This window comes from Candidatus Symbiopectobacterium sp. NZEC135 (assembly GCF_025962695.1).
The window spans coordinates 1-24,208 of sequence record NZ_JAGFPF010000003.1; the positions used below are offsets into that span (position 1 = coordinate 1).

Annotated in this window: 21 protein-coding genes, 1 tRNA gene and 1 pseudogene; 20 read left to right on the forward strand and 3 right to left on the reverse strand. The window is 50.8% G+C overall.

Features of this window, described 5'->3' with window-relative positions; translation table 11 throughout:
• The 4 genes from J5224_RS02600 to J5224_RS02615 form a co-directional block, all read left to right on the forward strand.
• Nucleotides 1-270: molecular chaperone (locus J5224_RS02600; RefSeq protein WP_413544636.1), on the forward strand; the 270-nt coding region annotated here is incomplete at its 5' end.
• Between the two features lie 113 nt (nt 271-383).
• Nucleotides 384-2,915 (forward strand): fimbria/pilus outer membrane usher protein, encoded by a 2,532-nt coding sequence (locus J5224_RS02605; RefSeq protein ID WP_264623876.1) that lies wholly within the window; start codon nt 384-386, stop codon nt 2,913-2,915.
• 8 nt (nt 2,916-2,923) lie between these two features.
• Entirely contained in the window at nt 2,924-4,000 is a 1,077-nt protein-coding gene (locus J5224_RS02610) for a hypothetical protein (RefSeq protein ID WP_264623877.1), read from the forward strand.
• A 326-nt stretch (nt 4,001-4,326) separates the two neighbouring features.
• Entirely contained in the window at nt 4,327-5,520 is a 1,194-nt protein-coding gene (locus tag J5224_RS02615) for an MFS transporter (protein WP_264623878.1), read from the forward strand.
• 68 nt (nt 5,521-5,588) lie between these two features.
• Here the strand turns inward: J5224_RS02615 and J5224_RS02620 are convergent, their stop codons facing one another.
• Nucleotides 5,589-6,524 (reverse strand): DMT family transporter, encoded by a 936-nt coding sequence (locus J5224_RS02620; RefSeq protein WP_264623879.1) that lies wholly within the window; start codon nt 6,522-6,524, stop codon nt 5,589-5,591.
• Nucleotides 6,525-6,917: 393 nt separating this feature from the next.
• Between J5224_RS02620 and J5224_RS02625 the strand changes: the two genes are divergently transcribed.
• On the forward strand, nt 6,918-7,472 hold the full coding sequence (locus tag J5224_RS02625) for a TetR/AcrR family transcriptional regulator (RefSeq protein ID WP_264623880.1): 555 nt from the start codon (nt 6,918-6,920) through the stop codon (nt 7,470-7,472).
• Between the two features lie 18 nt (nt 7,473-7,490).
• On the opposite strand, the gene J5224_RS02630 is transcribed toward J5224_RS02625, so the two are convergent.
• Nucleotides 7,491-8,705, reverse strand: coding sequence for a diguanylate phosphodiesterase (locus J5224_RS02630; protein ID WP_264623881.1), 1,215 nt, complete (start codon nt 8,703-8,705; stop codon nt 7,491-7,493).
• A gap of 478 nt (nt 8,706-9,183) precedes the next feature.
• Between J5224_RS02630 and umuD the strand changes: the two genes are divergently transcribed.
• A complete protein-coding gene (gene umuD / locus J5224_RS02635) occupies nt 9,184-9,615 on the forward strand; it encodes a translesion error-prone DNA polymerase V autoproteolytic subunit (protein ID WP_264623882.1) in 432 nt (143 codons plus the stop codon).
• Between the two features lie 48 nt (nt 9,616-9,663).
• Here the strand turns inward: umuD and J5224_RS02640 are convergent, their stop codons facing one another.
• Entirely contained in the window at nt 9,664-10,161 is a 498-nt protein-coding gene (locus J5224_RS02640) for a M48 family metallopeptidase (RefSeq protein ID WP_264624063.1), read from the reverse strand.
• A 236-nt stretch (nt 10,162-10,397) separates the two neighbouring features.
• Here J5224_RS02640 and umuC point away from each other — a divergent pair, with 236 nt between their 5' ends.
• The 14 genes and pseudogenes from umuC (at nt 10,398) to J5224_RS02710 (ending at nt 24,181) form a co-directional block, all read left to right on the forward strand.
• Nucleotides 10,398-11,660 carry a translesion error-prone DNA polymerase V subunit UmuC gene (umuC, locus tag J5224_RS02645; RefSeq protein ID WP_264623883.1) on the forward strand — a complete coding sequence of 421 codons (1,263 nt, stop codon included), beginning with the start codon at nt 10,398-10,400 and terminating at the stop codon, nt 11,658-11,660.
• 347 nt (nt 11,661-12,007) lie between these two features.
• Nucleotides 12,008-13,066, forward strand: a complete 1,059-nt coding sequence (locus tag J5224_RS02650) for an NAD(P)-dependent alcohol dehydrogenase (RefSeq protein WP_319802413.1) — start codon at nt 12,008-12,010, stop codon at nt 13,064-13,066.
• A gap of 54 nt (nt 13,067-13,120) precedes the next feature.
• Nucleotides 13,121-14,017 carry a LysR family transcriptional regulator gene (locus J5224_RS02655; RefSeq protein ID WP_264623884.1) on the forward strand — a complete coding sequence of 299 codons (897 nt, stop codon included), beginning with the start codon at nt 13,121-13,123 and terminating at the stop codon, nt 14,015-14,017.
• A gap of 160 nt (nt 14,018-14,177) precedes the next feature.
• Nucleotides 14,178-14,254, forward strand: a tRNA-Val gene (locus J5224_RS02660).
• A 226-nt stretch (nt 14,255-14,480) separates the two neighbouring features.
• Nucleotides 14,481-16,325 carry a tyrosine-type recombinase/integrase gene (locus J5224_RS02665; protein WP_264623885.1) on the forward strand — a complete coding sequence of 615 codons (1,845 nt, stop codon included), beginning with the start codon at nt 14,481-14,483 and terminating at the stop codon, nt 16,323-16,325.
• 374 nt (nt 16,326-16,699) lie between these two features.
• The gene (locus J5224_RS02670; protein ID WP_264623886.1) at nt 16,700-17,629 is read left to right on the forward strand and encodes a LysR family transcriptional regulator; all 930 of its coding nucleotides are present in this window, start codon (nt 16,700-16,702) and stop codon (nt 17,627-17,629) included.
• Nucleotides 17,630-18,078: 449 nt separating this feature from the next.
• Nucleotides 18,079-18,291, forward strand: a complete 213-nt coding sequence (locus J5224_RS02675) for an AlpA family transcriptional regulator (protein ID WP_264623887.1) — start codon at nt 18,079-18,081, stop codon at nt 18,289-18,291.
• Between the two features lie 112 nt (nt 18,292-18,403).
• Entirely contained in the window at nt 18,404-18,652 is a 249-nt protein-coding gene (locus J5224_RS02680; protein ID WP_264623888.1) for a type II toxin-antitoxin system HicA family toxin, read from the forward strand.
• Nucleotides 18,645-20,369, forward strand: coding sequence for a ParB family protein (locus tag J5224_RS02685; RefSeq protein ID WP_264623889.1), 1,725 nt, complete (start codon nt 18,645-18,647; stop codon nt 20,367-20,369). Before J5224_RS02680 ends, J5224_RS02685 begins: the two co-directional genes overlap by 8 nt.
• 11 nt (nt 20,370-20,380) lie before the next feature.
• Complete coding sequence (locus J5224_RS02690) at nt 20,381-20,941, forward strand: DUF2857 domain-containing protein (protein ID WP_264623890.1); 561 nt, start codon at nt 20,381-20,383, stop codon at nt 20,939-20,941.
• Nucleotides 20,941-22,155, forward strand: coding sequence for an STY4528 family pathogenicity island replication protein (locus J5224_RS02695; RefSeq protein ID WP_264623891.1), 1,215 nt, complete (start codon nt 20,941-20,943; stop codon nt 22,153-22,155). The genes J5224_RS02690 and J5224_RS02695 overlap by 1 nt, the downstream gene beginning before the upstream one ends.
• 182 nt (nt 22,156-22,337) lie before the next feature.
• A complete protein-coding gene (locus J5224_RS02700) occupies nt 22,338-23,156 on the forward strand; it encodes a PFL_4669 family integrating conjugative element protein (RefSeq protein WP_264623892.1) in 819 nt (272 codons plus the stop codon).
• Nucleotides 23,153-23,713, forward strand: coding sequence for a DUF3158 family protein (locus J5224_RS02705; RefSeq protein ID WP_264623893.1), 561 nt, complete (start codon nt 23,153-23,155; stop codon nt 23,711-23,713). The genes J5224_RS02700 and J5224_RS02705 overlap by 4 nt, the downstream gene beginning before the upstream one ends.
• A 61-nt stretch (nt 23,714-23,774) precedes the next feature.
• Nucleotides 23,775-24,181, forward strand: a pseudogene (locus J5224_RS02710) (single-stranded DNA-binding protein).
• The last annotated feature ends 27 nt before the right edge of the window (nt 24,182-24,208 follow it).

Sequence of the window (24,208 nt, forward strand, 5' to 3'; positions counted from 1 at the left end):
AAACAAGCTGTCGCCGAAATGGCACCCAAACTGCGTTTTAAACGCGAGGGAAACCGACTGGTTGCTGATAATCCCACACCCTACTGGCTAACCTTTTCTCGATTGAAAGTCGGCACCCACGCGCTGAGCAAAGCCCAACTGCGGTTGATGGTGCCCCCCTTTGGCAAACAATTTTATGCATTACCGCCTGACGCTATGGGAAAAGATGTCGTCTGGCAGTTGATTGACGAAGATGGGTGGAATACAGAGGTCGAGCAACGCACCTTGTAGCGCATTCCCCTTACGCTGCCAAACAGTAGCTAATTCTTTGTGACTTAGAGTTCTCAACAATGCGAAAACAAGAACAATACATCAACACATTCCCCCTATCTCCTCTGGTTGGCGTGTATTTATTAACGACAGGCAACGTGTGGGCGCAGGACTACTTCGATCCGGGTCTGCTTTCATTGGGTGGCGCACAGTTAACCACGACCGATCTTAGCGTGTTCGAAAAGTCCGGGAGTATTCCTCCCGGCACTTATATGGTTAATGTCTTCGTCAACCAATTGGATCAGGGGCAACACACGCTGGTCTTCAGTGCGAATGCGCAGGGTAAAATAGAACCAGAACTCACCCCCGCGATGCTGCACGAGCTCGGTATAAACACGCAAGCTCTACCTGCTTTCACGCGTTTGCCGGCGGAAAAACCCGTGGAAAACCTGCCGGCACTGATTCCAGACGCCTATGTCCGTTTTAACTTTAACCAGTTACGGTTGGATCTCAGCATCCCGCAGATTGCACTGAGCCCCAATATCCGCGGTGCCGTCGATCCTGCGCTATGGGACCACGGTATTCCGGCTTTTTTACTGAATTACACCGTTAACGGCGGGCGCAACTGGCAAGACGCACAGTATGGCATGGATAAACAGACGCAGACTAACCTGTTCGCCAACCTGCGTGCAGGGATCAATCTCGACGCATGGCGGTTACGTAGCACAATGACGTATACACGTAACAGCATCAGCCAACATGACGAAGATCGACAAAGCAACCAAAATACGCAATTCACCAACACATACTTGCAAAGGGATATTACGCCTTGGCGTTCTGAAATATTGCTGGGCGAAAGCACCACCAGCAATGACGTGCTCAACAGCGTCCCCTTCCGCGGCGTCAAACTTAACTCCAACGATGACATGCTACCGATCAGCCAGCGGGGCTTTGCACCAGTGATCAGTGGTATTGCGCAAACCAATGCCCGCGTCACCGTGAGCCAGAATGGCAACGTGGTTTACCAGACCTTCGTGCCCCCGGGGCCATTTCGCATCAGCGATCTGTTTCAGACGGGCCAGTCGGGCGATCTTACGGTGACCATCGCCGAAGCGGATGGCTCAGTGCGTACCCAAACGGTAACAGCCGCGTCCCTTCCGGTGATGCGGCGTCCGGGCAGCCTGAAATATGAAGTGACCGCAGGACGCTACAACGGCGGTATCACCGTTAACTCTCAGGAGGCAACGTTCGTTTCCGGCACCGCGATTTACGGTCTGCCACAGCATATCACGCTGTACGGCGGCGGCCTGTTTGCCAATGACTATCTGTCGCTGGTGGCGGGTTCGGGTATCTCATTAGGCGCATGGGGAGCGCTTTCTGCGGACGTCACCACATCGAGCACAACATTACCGCAGCAGAACGATCGCAAGCACGGCGCTTCATACCGGGTTCGCTATGCGAAAAGCGTACAAGAAACCGGCACAACGCTTGATCTGGCGGCTTACCGTTATTCCACCGAGCACTACTACAACTTTACCGATTTCAATAGTCTGGGGCATCGGCTTAGCTATGGTCAGGTCCCTTGGGCGCTGACGCGTCAGCGATCCAGCTTTGAGATGCGGGTCAGCCAGCAGGTCGGAGGCAATGGTTCATTTTACCTCTCCGGCGTGCGCACCGATTACTGGGGCAATGAAAATGTGATGAACACGCTCTCTGCCGGTTACAACGGTAACTATCGCGGTGTCAGTTATGGTCTTGCCTACAGCATCGACAGGATTAAAAGCAACAATAGCTGGCCGGAAAATCGTCAGTTCTCGGTAAACGTGCAAGTACCGATGAGCGTGTTTAGTTCATCCGCCTCGTTAAATCGTCTCTATGCCAGCTACCAAATGACACACGACAATCACGGTCGCGTACAGCAGCAAGCGGGTCTCAGCGGCAGCACACTGGACGATCGTCTGAGTTACAGCGTCATGCAGGGGTGGTCAAACGATCAAAATAACAGCACCAGCACGTTAAACACCAGCTACCAGGGTAGCAAAGGCAACGCCACCCTCGGTTATAGCTATAGCCGCAACAATCGCTCGCTTAATCTGGGCGGCAGCGGTTCCGTGGTTGCTCATCCCGAGGGGGTGACGCTGGGCCAGATGATAGGCAGTTCTGCGGCATTGGTCAGCGCCCCCGGCGCGGGCGGCGTCAGCATTATGCAAGGCAACGTGCAGACCGACAGCCGCGGCTATGCGCTGGTGCCCTACATGTCGAACTACCAGCGCAACAGTATCGATCTTAACCCGGCAACGTTGCCGGATGACGTGGATATCACCCAGTCCAGCCTGAACCTTTACCCCACCAAAGGGGCGGTGGTGTTAGCCAACTTCGCCACCCGCATCGGTTATCAGGCGTTGATCACATTGCAGTTGCCCACTGGCAGCGTGCCCTTTGGTGCACTCGCTGCGGTAGATGGCACGCAGAACGATGACATCAATACCGGCATTGTCGGCGATGACGGCCAGGTCTATATGAGCGGTTTGCCGGAGCGCGGCACGCTGAACGTTAATTGGGGACGAGAACAACAGCAACAGTGCCGGGCAAAATTTGATCTCAGCAAACTGCCCAACCCCACGTCGACTAACCCGATACGGTCACTGACCGTACGCTGCGAATGAGGTGAGACATGAGCCACGTTATGGCTATCAGGAAAACGGCCGACATCGCCGCGTGGTTGGTGTTGTTTGCCTCTCAGGCTTTGCAGGCCAATACGCTGACGATTGGCAAAGGATCAGGCGTGGTGTGGCAGGGGGCGAATTTTACTGCATCAGGAACCCTGTTCATGAGCGCGCCAACAAATATACCAACAACAGGAGGGGCTGCATCCGTAACCAACGTAACAACAGAGTGTATAAGAACGACAGATCTCACGACCATTAATGGGATAGAGGTGCTGCCTATTGCGCCAGGTATTGGGTTAGCCCCAAATGCAGATTTTCGTGTAAACACCTATACAGGCACCGGTTTAATTTACCACACAATGAGCGGAACTATTGGGCTGCAAGGCACCCAAGGAACAATAACGGGAGGTGCGGGTGGAAATGGTGTTGCGCCAGCAGGCCGCGCATGGTGCTTAAATTTTTCTAACATTAATCCTAATCTTCAGCAGAATCTATCAATGAATGGAACCTGGGCAATAGTAACCGACGGCACGCAACAGACCGGTAATTATACACTCCCGCCAATGTATGCTGCTTCCTTCGTGAGTAATGACAGTATTACACGGAATATATTCCCTTTTACCACTCTACGAGTGACTGCTATCGCCTGCTCAATCGCCACCACCACCAGTGTCAACTTCGGCACCGCTGCGCGCAATATCACACAATTCGCTGAGTTGGCTAACCTCACAGCTCCGCTCACTGTTACTTGTAATCAGGATGCACCTGACACCATCGATACCAATATCAACGTGCAATTCAGTGGCAAGTTGTATAACAACAACACTGCACGGTTGGCATTAGACCAAGGAGGAGGGTATATCACGGGAGAGATCGGTAACGGCGTTACCGGCAGCGGCACTTGTGATGCCACTACTGGCGTCAGTTTTAATTACGCTGACATCAACGTTGGTGTGCTTGGCGCCAGCGAGCTCAACCAAACGTATGCCAACCAAATTACCTGGCGGTTGTGCTCAGGTGGAGCCACATTGCCTACCGGCCCGGTTACTGCCTCCGCCAATGTGGCGGTAACCTACAACTGATAGCCCGGCGCAGACGGTTAACCTTACGGCTATGCCGGCGCGGTTTTATAGAATTTGTTGACCACGCTGGCGAGGCTGTCCGCCTGCATTTTTTCCATCACGTGGGCGCGCGCAGCTCTTGTCGCACTCACATGTTTTCACCTCATGGCATAACAAATAAAAAGACCTGATAGCTGACAATCGCAGAAGGATATGCAACACTCACTCGTACAAATGTACGACACACAAGAAACAATTCTTGGTGGTGAATATTCATTCCCGGTCAATAATCACACTGACTGCGATACAAGTTGTGCAACCCGATAATGTGAGTAAGGTTGATTGTTATGTCTTCATCCGTTCTGCGCCAGAAAATGGCGTTATTTTCGCTGATGTTTTTACCTGGCTTCGCCTGGAGTTCTTGGATCACCCGAACGCCGTTGATTCGAGACACGCTGCATGCGTCTACTGAGGTTTTCGGATTGATTTTGTTTGGTTTTTCCTGCGGTTCTATGGTGGGAATCCTCTGGTCAGGTAAGCTTATCAACAAGTACGGCATCCGCCGCGTAGCGCTAGCGGGTTTTATGCTGCTGGCTATCGGTTTCCTGCTGCTGGCCGTAGCGCTTTTACTGGCAAATCAACCTGTAGCGTTTTGTGCGCTGGCGCTGTTTGGCATGGGGCTGGGCATGATTGATATTGCCTTAAATATTGAAGGTGCCGCATTTGAACAGCATATCAATCAGGTCATCATGACCACACTGCACGGCTTTTTCAGCCTGGGCACGCTGGTTGGCGCACTGATCGGCATGGGGATGACCGCACTGAACATCAGTATCAACCTCCATTTTGGCATCATCATCAGCCTGACTGCACTGACGCTTGCAGTGCAATTTACTCATATGCCGTGGGCAAGCGCCCTCGTAGCAGAGCAACACAGTGAGCATCGCAGCTATAAAGCGCAGGTGATTCATGAACTGAAAGACACGCGTCTAATGCTGCTGGGCGTAGTGATTTTAGCGATGGCGCTGGCGGAAGGCTCTGCCAATGACTGGCTGCCGTTGTTGATGATCGATGCGCATGGTTTCAGCCATACATCAGGCTCTCTGTTCTTTGTCGGGTTCGCCGCGGGTATGACCGCCGGGCGTTTTGCAGGCAGTTACATCGTCAACCAATTTGGCCGTACTGCTATTCTCAAATTCAGCGCGATTTCAGCCGCCGTGGGGTTGGGGCTGATTATTGTAACGCACGCACAGTGGCTTGCCGCCCTCGCGGTTATCCTATGGGGAATTGGCGCATCGTTGGGCTTTCCGCTCACCATTTCTGCCGCAGGTGCTACGGGTGAAAACCGCTCGGTGCGCGTCACCCTTGCAGCCATTCTCGGCTACATCGCTTTTCTGGTCGGGCCGCCAGCACTGGGCTTTATTGGCGAACATGCCGGGCTGCGCATCGCCATGCTGCCGGTATTGTGCATGGTGATCCTGGCGTTTTTCTGCACCTCTGCAGCCAGTGAGAAAAAGACCCCGGTGAAGCATCCGGCCTGACGCGTGGTGCGTTTTAACCTCACCGTTGGTGCCTTTTTGCCTGGCACCAACGGAAAACTGAGCAATGTTTATGTCGATGACGGCTTCCATGCCTGACGATTGACCATTCCGATACCAACACACACCAGCACCAGCGCAATGGCGTAGCGCCATTCCAGCATTTTCTCGCCCAAAAACAGTGCGGAGAGCAGCACGCCAGCAACCGGGATCAGGAAGTTAAACGGCGCAAGCACCCCCACTTTGTTGTATTTCAGCAGTTGGCTCCACAAAGCAAAACTCACCGACGAAATCAACACCAGATAAAGCAATACCATGCAGGCCGTGCCGCTTTCGATACGAATATTACCGCCCAACAGATAACCCGCCACAATCATAACGACGCCACCAAGGGTTAATTGGTAGCCTGTCATCATAGTTGCATCCATGGCAGCAGAAATGCGTTTACCGTAAATGCTTGCCGCAGAGATTAAAAATGCCGAAATCACGATGAAACCGTCACCCATCAGCGTAAACGTGAAATCACCCAGTCCGTTAATATTCACGATGGCGACACCGATAAACCCTACCAGACAGCCAACGCTTTTATTGATGCTTAATTTGTCATTGTTGTACAAATAATGCGCCAACAGCACGCTGAAAAATGTCTGGGTGGCATTCATGATCGACCCGTTAACCCCGGTGGTGTGAGCCAGACCTATATAAAATAGCGTGTATTGCACGGCGGTCTGGCTTAAACCCAGGATCACCAACTGTTTCGGTTGGCCCGGCAGTAGCTGCGTCAGAGAACACCCGCGTACTTTTGCCAGCAACAGCAACAAGATGCCTGCAATCGCAAAGCGGTAACCGGCAAATAGCAGTTTCCCCGGAATATCGCCATCAGCGATATGAAAAAGCGCATAACCATTTTTTATCGCCGGATAAGAACTTCCCCACAGCAGGCAACAGAGTGTCGCCAGTAAAAATACCACTTTCTTATTGGTATAAAATGCAATCGCATTATTCAAAATCCACTCCTTTGACCGATCCCAACACCACTCTCTCAAATACCAAGACATTCTCGGGTCTTGGCTTTCAAGATTGGATTACCGGTTCAGAATAAGGGCTTACTCAGCGCGGCAACAGTACCATCTATGAATAAAATCTCATAAGATATCATTTAAAAAGTTAAAATCACCATAAGATAATGATTGTTAATCATTTAACTAAAATGAAAAAATTTTCACTTATAAGTTTGATGAATATCACAGACTGCAATAACGGATAAAACGACGCATTAAGTGCAATAACCCGACATAAAAATCTGAGCGTTAACAACAGGGTTTATCGCCTCAAGGTAGCGAATAGCTTAGAATGCCGTGGAGTCCAGCGCAGCAGCAATGGAGAATAAGGAGCAAAAGATGACCGCCTCGTGCGATCGGACAGATATCGTAACAGATACAGCCACCAGGATCGCGCAAGCCGCGTTAGACGTCATCCTTGAACACGGTGTACGCGGTACTACATATCGCCGGGTGGCGGCGCGGGCGCAGCTCTCTTTGGGCACCTTAACCTATCGCTATAAAAGCATTGATGCGCTGCTGATTGACGCGTTTACCTTTATGATTGACGAAATTTCTCACGCTTTCCATCAGCGTCTGGCACAAGCAAAAGAGATCGACGGAGCCTGTGAAGCCGTCGCGGATCTGATTTGCGGGAATATCTGGGCAACGCCAAACCACCTGACGTTAAGCTTTGAACTCTATGCACTGGCTTCGCGCCAGGAAACCTACCGCGCGCTGTTGCAAGAGTGGATGTCACGCAGCAGGACTGCATTACACCGCCATTTTAACGAGGAAACAGCATGGACGCTGGATGTGTTAATTGAGGGGTATACCATTCATAACTTTTTTAATCGCCACCCCATGAGTCGGGAAAAAATTCTGCTAGCGATCACCCGACTGGTACGGGAATAATATCTAGAGACACGACACCTAGCCCCGCCGGTGCGGCCAATAAATAGCCGGTGCACCATTGAGTTTGGGCTTGGCAAAAAGGAATCCCTGAAAACGCCTAATGCCTGCTGCTTCTAACCAGCACCACTCTTCCACCGTTTCCACCCCTTCAGCAACGACACTGATCTCCAACTCCGCGCAACATTTAACAATGGCTTGAACAATCGCCTGTTTGGGCCCATGTGCATGAATATCCGTTACGATGCTGCGATCAATTTTGATTTTGCCGGGCTGAAACTTCGCGAGCAGCGATAGCCCGGCAAAACCTGCACCAAAGTCATCGATAGCCACACCAATCCCTGCCGAACGTAATTGCTGGATAGCAGAGGAAAAGGCGTCGAAACTGGAAATGACTTCATCCTCCGTCACTTCAACGATGACCTGTTCAGGCACCAGGCCATTGCGGTCGATCTGCTCCAGTAAAATATCAACGGCATTCGGCACCTTGACCAGCGACATCGGCAGCAGGTTAATAGAAATTTTATGGCTGCCAATATTGATATTTTTCGCCAGCGCCAGCGCCCACGCTTTGGAGGAAAGATCGGTTTCATGCAGTTTGTCGGGCGGAATCGACGCGAAATAATCCAGCGGTGATTCACCGTTCGGACCACGGATCAGCGCTTCAAACGAGCTGATTTGCCCACGCAGCGGCTCAACAATGGGTTGCAACGCGAACTGGCAAGGTTGCCCCAAAAACGACTGTTCTGGCGGAGTGGCAAACGGCGGCGCCTCTGCCAAGAAGCCCCAGGATTCAGGTTCAGTGCTGTAGGCCAGTTGTTTCTTCCAACGACCTTCAACAAAGGTACGAATAAATTTATAAACCCGGTCATCACTCACCAGATTATAACGCAGCGCGCCAGTTTTTATCACCGCTCGCAGCACGGCACCAGGCTTGTCATGGCGTAAATCAAACAGCGCCATGCCCATATTGATAAAACGGCGCTTCGCCGCATAATCACGCATCAACTCAATCACACCGTCATGGCGAGGATCGTTGCAGATTGTGTCATACACCTGATTCACGGCTTCGGGGTCACCTTCTAAAATCTGAAGAAAATGACTGCCATCAAAGATCAGAATGCCGGTCAGTTGCAGCGTCATATTACGCGCCTGAGACTGCGCCACGAGTGCATCGAGCAGCGACGGATCAAAGATTCGGCTTGCACGGCTTCGGTAAATCAATGTAGACAGCATAAGACCCAGACTCTTAGAAAAAATAGGTGTTTCAATCTTCCCATCATCAGGGAAAGGCATAACAGTAGGTAAGATACCAGACAAGGCGCTTCTCACGTATCACCGTTTTTCCTAAACACACCACGCTGCTCCCCGAATTCAACGGACGATCGCGGCTGTAATATGTCCGCTAAAAGACACGTTCATGGACAAAGGTTAGCAGCAACAAAATTCATCCTCCAGTTTTCAATACCCTGTATCACACCAATAACCCTTTGACATCAATGACTATGCCTGCAAACCGTTACCGATAGACACCGTAGAAAAGCGTTTATTGCTAGTATTTCGAGTACATCAAACTGGAGAAAGCGTCACCACACAAACTTTGCCTGTAAATCACTCGGTATAATAGTCCATTACAGGAAACTATCAGAAAACCGCTTGATCGATGGGTATTGCATATATACTGTATTTATATACACATATAGAGAAAATCATCATGCTGTTATCCACGCCCGTACTGCCTCTACGCCTCAGCGTCAATGCTGCTTCGTTGCCCTTTTTTATCGAACACGTCCCCTGCGGTTTCCCCAGCCCGGCGCAGGACTACGTGGAAGACAGACTCGACATCAATCAACTGGTGATCAAACACCCCAATGCCACTTACTTTATTCGCGTCAGCGGTGATTCAATGATTGATGCCGGCATTGGCGACGGCGACTTACTGGTGGTTGATCGGGCATTGACGGCACAGCACGGTGATATCATTGTGGCCGCCGTGAACGGCGAGTTTACCGTTAAAGAGTTGCGCACCCGCCCTTCTCTGCAATTGGTGCCGCATAATACAGACTATTCACCGATACACTTTCAGCATGAGGAAGCGCTTGAGATCTTCGGCGTGGTCACCTTTACGGTAAAGGCGATGCGCTAGCGGGAAGGAAAAGAGAAATGCGCCTATCGCTCGGCGCATGATATTCGGTTAAATCAGCCCTTCTTCTCTGCAAATCAACCACAAACGCATGTCAAATTCGTACTGGTGGTAGTCAGGCTCCATGTGGCAACAGAGCTGATAAAAAGCTTTGTTGTGGTCCTTCTCACGCAGGTGTGCCAGTTCATGCACCACGATCATACGCAAAAAGGCTTCAGGCGCATTCCTGAACAGGGTCGATATCTTGATTTCATTCTTGGCTTTTAACTTCCCGCCATGATTTTTTGAGATAAAGGTATTGGTACCGAGCGTGCCTTTAACGGGATTTAACGCACCGTCATAAATAATTTTGGCAAGCGCACTTTCCTTTTTCAGATAGCGATTTTTTATACCGTTAACATAGTCGTAGAGCTGTTTGTCATTCGTCACCGTATGCGGCACGGGGTACTTTTGTGTAATGACCGCAGCCAGCTTGCCAGATTGCAGCAAGCTATCAACACTCGCGATCAGTTCTGATGGGTAATGCTTTATGTAATCCAGTTTGCTCATCGTGGCCGTTAACGTCTCAGCAGCAGTGAATGCACAGGGCGAAAAAGTTACGGACATGCTAATCGATTTTGCCCACGGGGGCCATCAGGGAGCACCGTGTCATTTGCCCATATCGGCAGTGAATAAAAATAGTTATCCCACCCTATCAATGGATTGCTGGCAGCACATGCAATACCGCTTGATCGCTTTACTCTACAAACATACTGTATATAAACACACATACAGAGATCCCCACTATGTTCGCCCTTATCGACGTCAATAACTTCTATACCTCCTGTGAAACCCTGTTTCGTCCGGACCTGCGCGGAAAACCAGTGGTGGTGGTATCCAACAATGACGGTTGCGTGATATCTCGTTCACGAGAGGCCAAAGCGCTGGGGATAAAAATGGCAGCGCCCTATTTCATGATGAAAAAAGCGTTTCCCGATGCGCAAATCGCCGTGTTCAGTTCTAACTACACCCTCTATGCCGACATGAGTAACCGCGTTATGGCCACGTTGTTTGAGTTAACGCCAACGCTGGAAATCTATTCGATCGATGAGGCCTTTATGGATTTGTCCGACGTCAGCAACGCAACCCCTCTTGCCCTGTTAGGCCAACAGATCCAACAAAAAGTGCATAAAGAGATCGGGCTGCCGGTCGGCGTCGGCATTGCACAAACCAAGACGTTGGCCAAGCTGGCAAATCATGCTGCCAAAGTGTGGAGAAAAACAGGCGGTGTAGTGGATTTGTCGAACACCGATCGGCAGCGCAAATTGCTGTCACTGGTGCCCGTCAACGAGGTGTGGGGCGTGGGTCGGCGCATCAGTAAAAAACTCAATCTGATGGGCATAGAAACGGCACTGAACCTGGCGGAAAGCCCAACCTGGCTGATTCGCAAGCACTTTAACGTGGTGCTGGAACGCACCGTGCGTGAATTGCGCGGCGAGCCTTGCCTCGAGCTGGATGAATTTGCACCAACAAAACAGCAGATTGTCTGTAGCCGTTCATTTGGTTATCGCATCACTGATTATAATGACATGCATGAGGCTATCTGCGCCTACGCTGAGCGCGCTGCCGAGAAACTACGGCAGGAACGGCAATATTGCTGTCAGGTTAGCGTGTTTTTGCGTACCAGCCCACACGCTGGTAGTGAAACCTTCTATGGCAATCAGGCTTCCGGCAAAGTGAGTATTCCCACCAGCGACACGCGCGACATTATTCGCATAGCCACCCAGGCGCTCGATCGTATCTGGACCAACGGACACCGTTACATGAAAGCCGGCGTCATGCTGAGCGATTTTTACAGCCAGGGCACCGCCCAGCTTAATTTGTTTGATACCAACCAACCGCAGGCCAATAGCGCAACGCTCATGCAGGTTATTGACCACGTAAATACCTCGGGAAAAGGGTCTATATGGTTCGCCGGGCAAGGTATTCAGCAGCCCTGGGCGATGAAGCGCAACATGTTGTCCCCCGCGTATACCACCCGGTTCGCCGACGTACCGGTTGCAAAATAGACGGCCAGCGTTACCAGAATGGCGCGCACAACCCACGTGTGGGGAAATACCGCACGATTATTGCGTCACCCTATCCATGACTGATGTAAGCCATTTATTTCTTTGTATGCGAAATACCATCACCACGGCAGCGCATAAGAAGAAAAGCGCATGCATCGCATCGAGATTCATGAATTATACTCATTGGTGTATGCATATTTTGCTATCTGGTATCGGATTACGCGATGCGATACGCTCAATATCATACCGTTTCGCGCCGCCATAACACGGCGATACACGCTGATGACACGCCGCATCACCTTTTTATTTCGACGCAAACCGTCAATACGCCACACAGAGAGCCAATCATGAAAACCATCGGTTACGCCGCACTGAGCCCCAGCACGCCGCTTGCCCCGTTCACCTTTGAGCGCCGCGCCCTGCGCGCCAATGATGTTGCTATGGAAATTTTATACTGCGGCGTGTGTCACTCGGATTTACATACGGCACGCAATGACTGGGGGTGGACACAGTACCCCGCCGTGCCCGGCCACGAGATAGTTGGACGCGTCACCCACGTCGGCCCAGACGTTACCCGTTTTCGCGTGGGCGATGCGGTTGCAGTGGGCTGTCTGGTCGACAGTTGCCAAGAGTGCGACCATTGCCATCAGGGTGAGGAGCAGTTTTGCACCAACGGCAGAACCGATACCTATAACGCGCCCGATCGCATCACCGGAGAAAACACCTACGGTGGCTATGCCAAGCATTTAGTGGTGCGTGAAGAGTTTGTGCTGCGCGTACCGGATACTCTGACGCTGGCGCATGTCGCGCCACTGCTGTGCGCGGGCATTACCACCTACTCTCCGTTACGCACGTGGAATGTCGGTCCCGGCAGCCGGGTTGGCGTCATTGGGCTGGGCGGTTTAGGCCATATGGCCGTCAAGCTGGCGGCAGGTCTCGGCGCAGATGTCACGGTAATGAGTCGCACCAACAGCAAAGAAGCCGATGCGTTATCGCTTGGGGCAGATCGGTTGCTGGTCTCCAGCGACAGCGCCGCCATGGCGGCCGCACAATCCCATTTCGATCTGATCATCGATACCGTTCCGGTCAAGCACGACGTTAACCCCTACATGTCCCTGTTGAAAGTCGATGGCACGCTGGTGTTGGTGGGACAAGTTGGCCCGCTGGCAGAACCGACCACGGTGCCGTTGATCCTCGGACGCCGACGCATCGCCGGATCGCTGATTGGCGGCATCCGTGAAACGCAGGAGATGCTTGATTTCTGTGCGAAAAAACAGATCCTGCCCGACTGTGAAATGATTCGGATGGACCAGATCAACGAAGCATTCGAACGTATGGAACACGCCGATGTGCGTTACCGTTTTGTCATCGATATGGCCTCACTGCCTGCACCCAGCGCACAGTAATCCTTTGATAGACGCGCCGCTGCACCACGCCGGTGGCGCAAACCGGAAGGCCACATGCTGAAAGAAAATTTCAACGATCTGCTGTCCTTTTTGGCGGTTGCCAGAGAGCGCAGCTTTACCAAAGCTGCCGCTCATCTTGGGGTATCGCAATCCGCGCTGAGCCATTCGGTACGCAGTCTGGAAGAGCGTCTGGAACTGCGATTGCTCACTCGCACCACACGCAGCGTCGCGCCAACCGAGGTCGGCGAGCAACTCGCAAGCCGTATTGAACCCCATCTGGTCGACATTGAAAACGAACTCATCGCGCTACGCGACATGCGTGCGCGTCCGGCGGGCAATATCCGTATCACAGCGGGTGAACATGCCGCCGATTATGTGCTATGGCCCATACTGAAATCGTTCCTCGCCACCTACCCGGATATCAATATTGAAATTACGGTTGATAACGCACTCACCGATATTGTCAGCGAGCGCTTCGATGCAGGCATTCGTCTGGGCGAACAGGTGGCAAAAGACATGGTGGCGGTGCGTATCAGCCCGGAGATGCGCATGGCCGTTGTCGGTTCGCCCGACTACCTTGAGCGCAACGGCGTGCCCTCATCCCCTCAGGCGTTGCAGCAACACCGTTGCATTAATATGCGTTTGCCTACGTTAGGGGGATTGTATGCCTGGGAGTTTGCGCATGCCGGTCGCGAAATGCGGGTGCGCGTGGATGGACAGTTAACATTCAACAGTTTGCGCCAGCGCATTGATGCCGCATGCCACGGTTTCGGCCTCGCTTGCGTGCCGGAAGATGCGGTTTGCCAGGAACTTAAAGCGGGCACCCTGACGCGAGTGCTGGAAGAATGGTGCGCGCCGTTTCCCGGCTACTACCTTTATTATCCGACACGCAAACAGCACCCCACGGCATTTGCCCTGTTTATCGATGCGATGCGCTATCAAGAGAAATGACTCGTAGGAACTGTGCCGCACAAACATTCAGCACTCAGTAAAAAAGCGGTAATAAAGCACTTGCCATCACGGGAGGACAACGCCATAATAGCGCCCACTCCTCCAGCGGGAGTGTCAAAAAACGTATCTAATCAACTAATTGATTGATACTATACACAGTACGACCATAGCTCAGTTGGTTAGAGCACCACCTTGACATGGTGGGGGTCGGTGGTTCGAGTCCACTTGGTCGTACCAATTCATGTTCTATAGACATCTACCAGTGTCTATAACACACTGAAAAGAAGAAAAATTCCATCTTCTTTGTTCCAGTATAATCTATCGACGTCCACTCAAATCCGATGACTTTAAGTACACATTTAAGTCCATTTGAATGCGGGTGATTTCGGTTCCAGATTGTTACTGTTAGGCAGCACCATCGTGAACAAAAATCCAGCTCTGGTCCTTATCAGGAGCGACGATCATGGTACTTTCTGCTATAGCTGTTCGCCAAGCAAAAGCGATTGGCAAAGCCTATACAATTCCAGATGATAATGGCCTTTCCCTTTACGTCACATCAAGTGGTGGGAAGTCTTGGCATTTCCGCTATTACTGGCTAGGTAAACAACAACGCCTATCTCTTGGCACCTACCCCAAAGTGTCACTACAAGAAGCCAGAAACCTGCGGGATGAAACAAGAGCTTTGTTAGATACGGGAATAAATCCTCAGGCTAATCGCAAACAAAAACGCTATGCTATACAACTCGCTGTCGAAAATGATTTTGAATCTGTGTTCAATAAATGGGTTGAATATAGATCTCTAGAACTAAAGGAAGATAAAAAAGGTACCCTTTCCCAGATTCATCGCACATTTAATAATGATATATTGCCCCAAATTGGCAAAAGATCAGTTTATGATATCCGCCGTATAGATCTATTGAAAATCTTATCCAAGATTGAACAACGCAGAGCATTTACAACAGCAGAAAAAGCACGCAGTTGGCTTGGGCAATTATTTCGTTTCGCTGTGGTGAAAATAGATGGTCTTGACATTAACCCTGCAATGGATCTGAAAGAAGTTGCTCTACCAAAACCGCCAGAGATTCACAATCCATTTTTACATATGTCAGAGTTACCGTCGTTTTTATGTAAATTACGTAAATACTCAGGGAATGAAACTACACAACTTGGTATTCGCTTACTGTTTCTTACCGGCGTTCGCACTGGTGAATTACGTCTCGCTACACCAGAGCAGTTCGATTTAGAGCGTGGTCTTTGGCTTATTCCTCCCGAAGAGGTGAAGCAACTACAAAAAAGCATGCGAAAAAACAGAAAACGGCCACAAGACATCCCTCCTTATATTGTACCTTTGTCTGCACAAGCAATTGAAATAATAAGATATTTAATAGAAAAAGTTAAACCAGCCCAGCACTACCTATTGCCACATTACTATAACCCCAAAGAGCGTATCAGTGAAAACACTCTCAATAATGCGCTAAAGCGTATGGGGTATAAAGATAAACTAACAGGTCATGGTATACGTGGCACAATGTCAACAGCGCTAAACGAAATCGGTTACCCCAAAGTGTGGGTTGATGCTCAACTTTCTCATTCAGATCCGAATAAAGTTAGCTCAGCATATAACCATGCTAACTATGTAGAACCACGACGACGCATGATGCAAGATTGGGCTGACAGACTAGACTTATTAGAGCAAGGATTTACTGAATCAGCACTGGAGCATTTGACTATCTATATCGCTGGCATTCCTACCGTGCTGGATACAGATAGGGATTTACCAATATCACCACTGGCAACAACAATTCCAGCAATTACCTCTACTCCTAGAGTTACAACTGATGGAGAAAATAAAAATGGAACAGTATTTAAACGACTTTCGCCCTTACCATCAAAACCCTGTGAGGAAAATGACCCAGGAGAGATTATCACGGAAATACAAAAAAAACGCATCGACATGCTTAATATATACGAAAAGCCGCACAATCTATCAGTATCCCAATTCGCTAAACTGGCTGGTAAATCTCGAGACCAAATTAACCGGGAGATAAAAGCAAATAAACTATTAACAATAAACATTGGCAATCGTGGGCAACGAATCCCTGATTGGCAACTTGACCCCATAAAACAAAAATTGATTCAATCAGTACTTAAATTATCAGAAAAAGTAGACTCATGGACAGTTTATCAAGCTTTATCCAATAAAATAAAAAAGCTAAACAACCAATCTCCTATTGATGTAGTCAATGCCAATAATCTACACGAGATTATCCCAATCATTAATAAAATCACAAGCACATCCATTCTTTGAATGGGCCCATCATAAAATAAATTAAATCATTTATTAAACCCCGCGATATTATTCGGGGTTTAATAATTCTCCAGGTATTATTCAGAGTGATTTTTCATCGACAAATACTATACCCCACAGTACTAGAGTCATCGATACTGAATTAACAACAACAACCCCAAAGAAAACTGATTAAAAAAACACCAACACTTTCTCTATAATTGATTATATCTTTACTTCTCCCTCCGCGTAATATTTAGCAAAATTCTCATTGATTTGCATAAGTGAAACCATCATAGAATAGGGAATGGATTACTAGCACCAGATAACAAAAACAAATTAGTCCTTCTGTTGTTTCAGAAGCACAAGTTACTTATAAAAAGGAGCGATAAAACATGAGGATCCGTCACCTGCATTATTTTCTGGTTGTTGCACAAGAACAGAACTTCGCAAGAGCCGCCGCCAGAGTTCATATAGAACCATCACCACTATCCCGTGCGATTAAAGAACTGGAGCAACAGTTAGGCGTTCAGTTACTGCACCGTAATAAAGGTCGTATTCGGCTGACCTGGCCTGGGGAGGTATTCCGCGAGGAAGCTCAGCGCATTGTTAGCTTTATCGAAAACGCCAAAACACGCGTGCATTCTGCAGCAAAAGGTTACAGAGGCAGGCTTCGTATAGGCTTATGTGACAGCCTAGCTCAACCCCGGCTGACACAACTATTTGCCCAATGCCGAGAAGAAGAACCTCGTACAGAGATACGTATCACTGAGATGTCCGTCAACGAAATGCTTCAAGCTCTGGCCCACGACCAGATTGATGCCGGGTTCACTATTGACGATATCACCCCCTCTGGCTACATCAAACATTCAGTCTGGAGTGAACGTCCCGCAGTCGCTATTCCACGTAATCATCCTCTGCTTTCTTTAGAGCTTATTTCTGTCGCCGAAGCGTTTCGCTATCCTCTGATCTTATGCCATCCAGAACAATGCGCAGGAGGGTATAACACCATCCGGCGCTGGTTTAATGATGCGTTCTTACCACAACCTAATATTGCCGAGTACATTTCCGGCCACGAAGCGATGCTCATGCTAGTGGCTGCCGGATACGGTATCGGCATTGGTCTTGAGTCACAACTCTCATTGTATAACCACCCGAATATAATTATACGGGCAACATCTTACGATATCCCAGACTCATCGACCAATATCATCACGACGGAAAAATATTACTCGCCGGAGTTGGAGCGTTTTATCAAACGTGCACTTGAAATTGGCGAATTGCAGCCCGCTCACATGCAGGCAGCGCCCAAAGAAGTGCCTTAGGATGGGTAAGTTGCATCAGTTAATGTCTTACTTTATTTGTCTATCATACGACCAGCACAGTTAGTGGCTGATACCTTCATTATCCGTTAACGTTGTGATGCAGTCCATTCAACGTCAATTAACCAAATGAATATTAAGCAATCATTTAATTCACATGAAATCTGACATTTTCAGTTTGGTTAACGACACAATAGAACCCATTGAACTGGGTTCTATTTCATTCGCAAAAACACCGACAACAGAAGCACTGTACCGCCATTTATTCTTCATAAACATTGCTGGACGAAAGTCCAGATAAATGCTGGCAAATATATCCAGCAATCTCTTTTTTAAGTCAGCTAAGAAACCGTAACTAGTACATCCCTATTGTTTGATGAAACGGAATGATGAGGTCTTTTTAATAGTAATCACATCTCATAAACGCTACCAAGCACTAAGGAGTGACAATAGTGAACGCAGAAAACACGACACCATTGCCAGAACGCCGTATTTTACGTCGTCCAGAGGTTGAGTCTAAAACCGGATTCAAACGCGCCCATATATATAACCTGATGAAAGAAGGTCGCTTTCCCAAACCAATAAGTCTTGGTGTACGGGCGGTTGGCTGGGATTCGGTTGAGATTGATCAGTGGATCACTGACCGTCTGAAAGAACGCATCTGACTGCCCCAGCCATACGATAAGGAGCAGGCCATGCAAATAATTGTTGCTAGTCCAACAAAAGGTGAGAGCGGCAAAACTACTGCATTACCGGAAAAACCATGGAGGGGTCACCATGTTCCATGCCCATGAATTATCCCGGAGCCACAAGCAACTATTGCCACTGTTCGAAATCGCACTGCAGGAAGGCCGGGGAATTGTGTGTACTTCTGGCGGACATTTGACGTTCACCAAACCTGATATGTCACCCATTTTCACCCGTTCTACGATCAGCGACTATCGTGCTGGGTACAATCCACGCGCCTTGCTACGGCGCGTACAAAACCAATTTGCCTCTCCTGAAGAGGGAGGTCATCATGCCTGATATTTCTGTACAAGACCTTACCAACAAGCTGCTGAGCGAAGACTTCGCGAGCAAAGCACCAATTGCAGGAATGTTAAGCTCACCAGTTGTAGAAACCTCGATGGTTATTACGCTAGACGAACTGTCACCCTATGAGCTCGATCCTCGTCTGACCCGTAACCCACTCTACGACGAGATCAAAGCCTCAATACGCGAGCGCGGGCTCGACTCACCGCCCTCCATAACTCAGCGCCCAGGGGCAAAGGGCTATATCATTCGCAGCGGGGGCAATACCAGACTATCGATCCTGCGCGAGCTGTGGACTGAGACTAGGGATGAACGCTTTTTCCGTATTCCGTGCCTGTTCCGTCCATGGTCGAAACGCGGTGAAATCATCGCATTGACAGGGCATCTGGCCGAAGACGAACTGCACGGTGGCCTGTCATTTATCGAACGAGCCCTAGGTGTCAATAACGCACGGGAGCTCTATGAACAAGAGACAGGGAAAGTACTGTCACAGTCAGAGCTAGCACGCCTTCTCAAGTCCGATGGCTACCCTGTCCCCCAGCCTCATATCAGTCGCATGCAAGAGGCCATTCAATACCTGCTTCCGGCTATCCCTACTGTTCTTTATGCGGGGCTGGGAAGACATCAAGTAGAGCAGTTGACCGGCTTACGACGCGCGGCTGAGCGGGCCTGGGCTGTTCACGGCACCAACACGCACCGTAACATCGACTTCACCACCTTGTTCCAGGATGTATTGGTGATGTTCGACAGTACACCCGGCAATTTCAGTGTCCAGCGCGTACAAGATGAGTTGATCGGACAAATGGCCGATCTACTGGATATGGAATACGACACGCTGGCATTCAAAATCACCGACGCCGATCGGCGTTGGCAGCTACTCAGCAATGAAGCACCATCGACTGAACCACGGGGATCTATTCTGCAAGAGAAGATGCCATTACCCGTAACGCCGCCCGAGGTCACATCGGAATCCACAAACGCCAGGAACATACTGCCATCGACGGCCAGCAAGGAATCTACACAACCGACATCGTCCCCGACTGAACCTGCCGTCCACACCTCACAGGACAAATCTGCGACAGGAAACAACGAGCATGCCGCACTGATACAACAGCGTGTTGTCTCTCCTGCCAGCACAACTGAACGGCTGCAGTCGATTCAGCGTTTAGTCGCTGATCATACTGGAGAGACCTTGCCGGACTTCAAGTGCAATGTCTTGCAATCCATCCCTATCCAGGTCGATAGCCTGTATCCGATCACCGATATCTGGCACATTGATACATCACTGGATGAGCCTTCTCGACTACGCACCCACATTGCGCAGTTTGCAACAGAAATTGCCCACGAAGTCGGTGCGCAGGATCTTATCGAGCCATACGAAAACGGCATCGGATTCAGTTGCAAGTACGCCAATGGCTGTGTCAATACAAATACGTCAGCATCCATGGTGCTGGTGCTGCTGCACGCCCTCAGCACCCCTTATCTGCCAGCCACATATCCGCCTTCAGATACTGAGTCTTCGATCCAACTCGGACTACTCGGGTATTTGTTGCAGGGGATACTGGACGCGAGCAATGACGTAAACAATGCGCCGCAGCGGCTCAATGACAGCGCACTGGTGAAGCTGTTCCGATTGCTACGGCTAACCCGCAGACTGATCGACATTGAGAACGGCACACAGGATGACAGCGATGTCATCCCCAGATCATGAGGAGTACCGCCATGACCGGTCCGCACCCTCTAAATCAAGCTGTCATCGCGCAAGCACTACATGATCTGCGCAATGGCCAATTGCGCAGAGCCAAGTCCATGGGATTCGATGACACCGACCTTGATGCACTGAAACATCCTGCTATGGCAAGCGTGCTGGCCAACGCCAACGTGCCCTGGTGCTCCGTAGTAGTCAATCGAGATGTGCTACGTCGGCTACTGCATCAGGTCGATGGTGTAACCGAAGAGGTAGTCAAAATCGACCGACTCCTGCGCCTGAGAGCCAGCACCGAGCTTATCAGCAAGTTCTTCGGACTCACCCATCAGGAAATAGCGTTGCGCCGCAGTGTTATCGGATTGCCAAAAAGGAAAGGCCGCCATCCGGTTTTGACCGAAGAACAAGATACCAATCTGTGGTACAGATGGTCTGTTGCGGTTAAATCGCAGAAAGTGGCACTCAATGACGATATGGATATGCTGGGTATTGCAGCGGATCTCGCAGAGGCTACCGAGCTGCCTCTGTCCGTTATCTGGAGCGCCATATGCGGGTGGATTGACGAAGGACAGGCCTGATGGCAGGAGGCCAGCCACGCATAAACCGCCCCATCCGGCTGAATGAACTGTTCGACCAGGCTTTCTCTCATCTGCAACCGCAATCTGCGAAGCCAGTTAAATACACCTCATCACCTGCAGCAACGGATGGTTTCCTCTTCAGTGGCAATCACCACGACAGTGTGCCACGGGCATTACTGATGGATAGACGGCTGACCCCGCTTGAACGCAACGGCTGGCAAGTTTTCCGGCTGATGCTCGCAGAAAATGGTATCACCGCAATGCCAACGTACGATCAGCTCGCTCCCTGGCTATCGTCCATACCTGGTGCTGCCCGAGCGTCTCACGAAACGGTCGCACGTACCCTGACGATGCTGCGCCTGACCCGATGGATCAGCCTAGTCAGGCGCAGGCGTGATCCGCGCACAGGGCGTATTCTGGGCAACCTCTATGTTCTTCACGATGAACCACTCACCCCCTATGAGGCAATCCAGCTTGACGCCAACTACCTGGCGCTGGTCAGCCAGTCTCTGGTTCATGCCAGCAAGTCTGTCCAGCGTGTCAGCGTGTATACGCTACAGGAGATGTCCCAGGACTCGATGCTCAGCGGCCAGGTACTGCCAACCCGATTGCAGGTGCTGACACAGCGTCTGGCCGCACAGGGCTGGCGCATGGATTCACGTTACCCACAGGATATGAACGATCATAATTCCGAAGAAGGGACAACGCCCCCTCTTCGGAATCATGGCGACCTGACTTCGGATTCCAAACCAGGCCTAAGCACCAGCAAAATCAGCACACTTCGGAATCCGAAGAACATAAGTACAGTACATATAAAAGAAAATAATAAAAAAATACTTACAGTACCGCGTGCGCAAGAACTTGGGATGCTGCATTTCCCTGAGCGCTTTATGGCACTCAAGGCTGAGCAGCAATCCGGTGCGCTGACCGCATTACAGTCGGTTGAAGCCAATCTGCACCAATCCATTCTTGACGAATGGGATGCTCGCTGCACGACAACCACCATTCGCAACCCCGCAGGCTATCTGTTCGGCATCATCCAGAAAGCCCTACGCGGTAACTTCCGAGCCTGGGCAGGGCAGAAGGACAACACACAAACAACGCCTACCACCAAATCACGTGAAGCCCCCGCCCCATCGCAGCCGTCTGCGGCGAACAGAGATGTCGCACTGGCACATCTGGCACGGATGCGCAAATTGCTGGAGTCCCCCTGAATCGACCTATCCATCACCATCCATAGTCGTCTATACCCTGGGTATAGCTGCATATACCTCCTTCCAGAACAGGGCATCCGGTACTTTGCAAAACAGGCTGACCAGCAGTGCGGTTTCATGACTGACGGCCTTCCCGTTGCAGCCGAAGCTGACGACTCGGTTCACTACAGAGAATCATCACCATGGCCAACGAAAAAAATACCACTGAATCCTTGCAATTGAACCTGGGGTCATTGCGCAGTGCGATGTCACTGACCCTGCATACTCACCACGCGTCGCGTATCTGGCGCGGACGCGCAGCCTCAGAAGGCAAACCAGGCATCGTCGGCTTGAACGGGTTTGTCGCCATCATGAACAAACTCAAGCGTGGTGCCGAACAGGACGATCCCTACTCTGACTGGTGGATGTTGCGCATCGAAGACAAGCTGGCGCTCACCAAAGAACAGATCCAAAGCTTGCGCCAACAAGTGGATCAGGCATTGGCAGACGTACCGTCCGCGCTAAGCCTTGGCGAAAACATGAATGTACAACCCGTCAAACTGCCTCTATTCGTATCCTCGCAACTGGGCTTTGTGGCAGTCTATTTACTGGCCGACTACGACGATCTTGCCCGCCGCCTGATTCTGGCCCACCACACCGCCTTGATCGATCGATCAACTCTCGAACGCTGGCTTAACGACGGAGCCCATGCCCTGCGCAGTCTCTTCAGTCTGGCACAGCAATACCGCTACTCCGGCACCCAGCGCGACGACTTCGCCGCCAACAATGCCGCAGCCCGTACCGCAGTGGAGAAGTTCGGAGAACTGCCGCAGGATGTGCTCGAAGGCACGTATCGTTCACGCTTCGCACCACCCTTGAACCGGCGTGGACAACCGAACACGGCTTATGCAGGCACCACGAATAAAGCACCATCACACGAGGACAATCCCGCTGATATCCCTGCTGACGCCGGTGAAGACCCAACCGCCTATGCACAAGATAGTGATGGTGACCATGCATGAGTGTATTGACGCGTTTCGCTATGCTGGAACAGAGCGCCTTCCGACTGTTGGAACATGCAGGCTACCTAAAAGGCCTTTTAAAACCTTTTAAAGGTAAAGGGGCCCTCGAAGGCTGGGCCAGTCAATGCGAGGCACTGCGCGACGATCTGATTATGCTGGCACAGCGGCAGGTTCTGGCACAGGCACGCAGCCACCCCTTCAACCTGCTACCGACACAACTGGCCCAACAAACCACTGGTGCAGGTACCACTTTTCTGCGCTGGCGCAACCTCGACCGCACCAGAATGGGCGTGGCCCTGTGGCAAGATATGATAGTCAACCCGGCCACGCCACCCGGACTTATCAACGATTTACATGCGATTGAAGTCCAGCGTGCCGTACTGAACATGCAGATTAGCCTGTTGCACACACTTGCACGCCAGGCTAGGGACTGCGCTAGCAAACTGACCCATGCCGACGATATTTATCTGTGCCGGACAGGCTATCAGGCAGATCTAAGCCAGTCCCATCCTGGGGGAGAGTGCCCGAAATATCAGGCATCGGCAAAACGTCGCTGACGGTTTCCGCCTGCATTGTCTTTCCAATGCGGGTAATTCACATCAACCAGGAGTCATAGACATGAGTACACATTTCAGCGGCGAGGGAAATGTCGGCTCTGCGCCAGAATTCCACGAGTACCCCAACGGCAACGAAGAACCACGTCGGGTGTTGCGCCTGAACACCTACTTCGACAATTCCGTCCCCGGCAAGAGCGGAGCCTTTGAAAATCGCGGTGGCTTCTGGCGACCGGTTGACCGGTTGACTGGCGGCATCGTGACGCGGAGCAATTCGCCGAACTGTTCCAGAAAGGCATGCGGGTCGCGGTCAGCGGGCGTGTAGAGCGCGACGACTGGACCGATGAGCACAACAATCCGCATACGACTTATCGAGTCAATGCACGTAGCGTTGGTATTCTCCCTTACCGGATCGAGGCTATCACTCTGAGCCCCAAGTCAGGGTCAGCAGATAAGATGCCACTGGCCTAATGACGCCTAACTCTTCAGGGCGATCCC